Origin of the sequence: Haliscomenobacter sp., assembly GCF_040403615.1 — a bacterium.
In the GTDB taxonomy this organism is placed as follows: Bacteria; Bacteroidota; Bacteroidia; order Chitinophagales; family Saprospiraceae; genus Haliscomenobacter.
In genome coordinates this window covers 1-4,367 of record NZ_JBBAKG010000211.1, presented here as the reverse complement: position 1 = coordinate 4,367, position 4,367 = coordinate 1, and the positions used below count along the sequence as shown (strand labels likewise).

The 4,367-nt window shown below is 43.8% G+C and carries 4 protein-coding genes; all 4 read left to right on the top strand.

Translation table 11 applies throughout. The features are described from left to right. Nucleotides 1-350: sensor histidine kinase (locus ABW391_RS28745; protein WP_353485351.1), on the top strand; the 350-nt coding region annotated here is incomplete at its 5' end. 318 nt (nt 351-668) lie between these two features. Beyond that, complete coding sequence (locus tag ABW391_RS28740; RefSeq protein WP_353485350.1) at nt 669-2,792, top strand: sensor histidine kinase; 2,124 nt, start codon at nt 669-671, stop codon at nt 2,790-2,792. A 5-nt stretch (nt 2,793-2,797) separates the two neighbouring features. After that, on the top strand, nt 2,798-3,163 hold the full coding sequence (locus ABW391_RS28735) for a response regulator (protein WP_353485349.1): 366 nt from the start codon (nt 2,798-2,800) through the stop codon (nt 3,161-3,163). 8 nt (nt 3,164-3,171) lie between these two features. Beyond that, a complete protein-coding gene (locus ABW391_RS28730) occupies nt 3,172-4,215 on the top strand; it encodes an adenylate/guanylate cyclase domain-containing protein (protein ID WP_353485348.1) in 1,044 nt (347 codons plus the stop codon). Nucleotides 4,216-4,367: the final 152 nt, after the last annotated feature.

Below are 4,367 nucleotides of genomic sequence, written 5' to 3'. Positions count from 1 at the left end.
TGGTTTTGAATTTGATCAATAACGCTTTTTATGCAGCAAATGAAAAGGCGAAACAGGGAATTGCAGGCTTCTCCCCTACTGTAACTGTAAGCACCCGAAAGCTGGCAGACGCAATAGAAATCAGCGTCAAAGACAACGGCAACGGCATTCCTGAATCCATCAAAGACAAAATCTTCCAACCCTTTTTCACCACCAAACCCACCGGACAGGGCACTGGTTTAGGACTGAGTTTGGCGTATGACATTGTTACGAAGGGGCATGGAGGGAATTTAGAGGTCAAATCTCAGCAAGGCGAAGATTGCACATTTACTATGATTTTGCCGATAGTAGCCCCTGTTTCAAGCCGTTAAACACACAAATAGCTGGAGAAATCTTATGAATTTGCACAGATTTCTCCAGCTATCAGTTTTATTTTTGGAGAAATCTGTATCCATTCGGACAGTAAAACCTACCATTCGGAAAGCGCTTGCATCCATTCGGAGGAAAGCACTAGGTTTTCGGCCCTTTCCTTTGCATTTTTGTATGCGTTGTCGAAGTTAACACTCAAATCTTTAAGGTCATGAATACAAAAATCCAAATTCCAAAATTTACGCTGCCGATATTGGCATTCCATTAAAGCGGAAGGTTCAGAATTTATTATTAACTTGCCCTTGTAGTTGTTGTACAATATGAAGCACCTTACCCTCATCCTACTTTTATGGTCTTCTTTCACTTTTGCCCAAAAAAGTGAGGTTTTCCGCATCGACAGTTTGCCGAAGGAGGGGATCGTGTTGGATAAGGGCTGGAAGTGGCATGCAGGGGATGATGCGGAATGGGCGAAGGTGGGGTACGATGATGCGGAGTGGGAATCTATTGTACTTGGCCAAAACTTGTATGCGTTGCCACAAGTACCCAAAAATGATACCCTCATCTGGTTTCGACTCCAATTTGTTAAAAAGCCTAACTTGAACCAGCAATTGGCAATGCGTATTTTCCAAACCGGGGCTTCAGAAATTTACCTGGACGGGCAACTGATTCATCAACTAGGAAAAGTGGATAAAAATCCCCAGGTGGTCAAATACCACAACCCTCGCCTACAATTGCTCTCTTTGCCGCCGCTACATGACTCTATTCATACTTTGGCCATCAGGTTCGCCAGCCAACCTAACTTATTTCCCATTGTTACCGCTCAAGGGCCATCTCATTTTAGCGTTCGCCTTTTTACCTATGAATTTGCCAGTGACGACTACGATTTAAAATACCAACAATCTTACACTCATTTTTTTTATTTGGTCTTTGGAGTTGTTTGTATTTTATTCATCTTGTTTTTAGTATTCTATTTTGTTTCCCCAAAACAAAAGGTCAATCTTTACTTTTCAATTGCTTTGTTTTTTGGTCTTTGGAGCTGTGTTTTTGATGTTTTAAATGAATTTAGTACTGAACGATTATTTTGGTATTACACTTTGACCTCCATTTGCCTACATGGCCATATTCTGGTTATTTTTCTTTGTGTTTGTGAAATTTTTGATCAAAAAAAGGACTGGAAATTTTGGACATTCATAACTGCTGGTGTGATTTCTTTGATTGCAGCTATTTTTCTCACCATGTATATTTTTGTCATTATAAGCTTAATAGCCGATTTATTCATTATTCGGATCTCTTTAATTGCCTGGAAAAATAAAAAACAAGGTGCATTTATTATACTACTCAATTTCTGCACACAATTGCTGGTTATGACCACAATGACATTTTTCCTGCTTGGTTTAATCAACCTGCCAGATGTCTTTCGGGTAACCTGTAATTTGATTTCTTATTTATTAACTCCAATTTCCTTGGCCATTTATTTTGCTTATACCTTCGGGAAAACCAGCCAATTTCTTTTGCTGAAATTATCAGAGGTACAGCGACTTTCCACCGAAAAGCAAACCATCCTCGCCGCCCAAAACGAAACTCTCGAACGCCAAGTCACCACACGTACCGCCGAACTCAACCAATCCCTCGAAACACTCAAGGCGACTCAGGCCCAACTCATTGAGCGCGAAAAACTCGCCTCTCTGGGTGAACTTACGGCTGGAATCGCCCATGAAATTCAAAATCCGCTTAACTTTGTCAACAACTTCGCCGAGGTCAGTACCGAGCTGATCGATGAAATGACGGATGAATTGGGCAAAGGAAATCAAAGCGAAGTTCAAGCGATCTCCCAAGACCTCAAGCAGAACTTGGAGAAGATCAACTACCATGGCAAACGTGCCAGTAGCATCGTCAAGAACATGCTTGAACACTCGCGTACCAACGCTGGACATAAAGAATCGACCGACATCAACGCATTGATCGATGAGTGTTTGCGCCTGAGTTACCACGGTATGCGCGGGCAGTTTCGCAATTTTCAGGCCGACTACGGGCTAAACCTGGCCAGCCATTTGCCCACTACAAAAGTGGTCAAGCAAGACCTCGGTAGGGTTTTGCTAAACTTGTTCAACAATGCCTTCTATGCGGTACATGAAAGAATGAAGCAAATGGAAGGCACGCAGCCGCACGATTATGTACCCAAAGTAAGTGCAAGTACCAGTAAGCTGAAAAACGGCATCGAAATACGCATCAAAGACAACGGCACAGGTATTCCTGAAGCATTGAAGAACAAAATTTTTCAACCCTTTTTTACCACCAAACCCACCGGTGAAGGTACTGGCTTGGGGCTATCCCTGAGCTACGAAATCATTACCAAAGGACATGGTGGAAGCCTGAGTATAGAATCAACCGAAGGCATGGGTACCACGTTTATTATTGAATTGCCATTTGAACCTAAAATCTAAACCATATGAATATCCTGGTCGTTGACGATGAAATGGACATCCGCACGCTATTTGAACAAAAGTTTCGCAAAGAAATCAAAGACAAGGTTTTTACCTTTCAATTTGCCCACTCGGGTGAAGCAGCACTGGAGCTATTGCAAACCGAAGGCAGCAGCATCGTATTGATTCTTTCCGACATCAACATGCCTGGCATGAGCGGAATTGAATTGCTGAAAAGGGTACGAATAGTACATCCCAGCGCACCCCCCAAAGTGTTCATGATTACTGCATATGGCGACAAGGAAAACCGGGAAAGTGCCAGTACGCTGGGTGCCGATGATTTTCTGACCAAGCCCATAGATTTCGCTTCACTCAAAGAGAAACTGCAATAACCCGCATCATGAATAAGATCCTGGTAGTTGACGATGAAAAGGATTTAGAAGTACTGATCAAGCAAAAGTTGCGCAAGCAAATTCGCGAAGGCAAGTACCAGTTCTTTTTTGCCAATGATGGCATTGAGGCACTGATGGTGTTGAACAACGATCCCTCCATTCAAACCATTCTCAGCGACATCAACATGCCCCGCCTGGATGGGTTAGGTCTGTTGCTCAAAGTGAATGAGATCAACCCCTTGATCAAAACGGTCATCCTCTCTGCTTATGGCGATATGGACAACATCCGTACCGCCATGAACCGGGGGGCTTTTGATTTTTTGACCAAGCCCGTCAATTTTGAAGACCTCGAAATTACCATCGATAAAACCCTTGCCTACGTCAATCAATTGCAAAATACCGTGCAGGCCATTCGGGAAAACAACATCCTGAAAATGTACGTAGATCCTACCGTTTTGCAATACATGACCCGCACCGAATTCGCCCACGATGTAACCCTCAACGAGACCATTGAAGCCACGGTCGCCTTCATCGACATTTGCGGATTTACGGCCATCGCCGAAAATGAAGCGCCAGATCTGGTGGTAAAATTGCTCAACAAGTACTTTGACCTCATCGTCAAGGAAATCACCAGTTTCGGCGGCTACGTGGACAAATTCATGGGCGATGCCGTAATGGCCGTTTTCAAAGAAAAATTTCATGCCGACAAAGCCGTAGAAGCTTCCTTATCGGTTATCAAGCAAATATCCACCATCCACGAAGAACTGAACAGCATGGCCAACTACCAACCCAACGTCTCCATTGGCATCAACAGCGGAGAAATGGTCTCTGGCAACATTGGATCGGTTTCGCTCAAAAGATTGGACTATACCGTTATTGGCGATGTGGTCAATACGGCCCAACGCATTCAGGCCCATGGCAATCCGGGCGAGGTCCTAATTGGCGAAAACACTTACGAAATGGTAAAGGATGCCTTTGTCTGTAACCGCAAAGCCGATGCAGTAGTCAAAAACAAAACCAATCCCATCCAAATCTTCCAGGTTGTGGAGTAACGCAGCATTTAAACGTTCACCCAACCTGAAATGTCCACAGCAATGCGAAAAAGGCCTTATTGAAATCCCGATTTTGCGGAAGTGGAGGCGGGTTAAGCGTATCCCTCTGGGCAACCCCATCTTGAAAAAGGTCTAAACCTTCCCTAAATTAC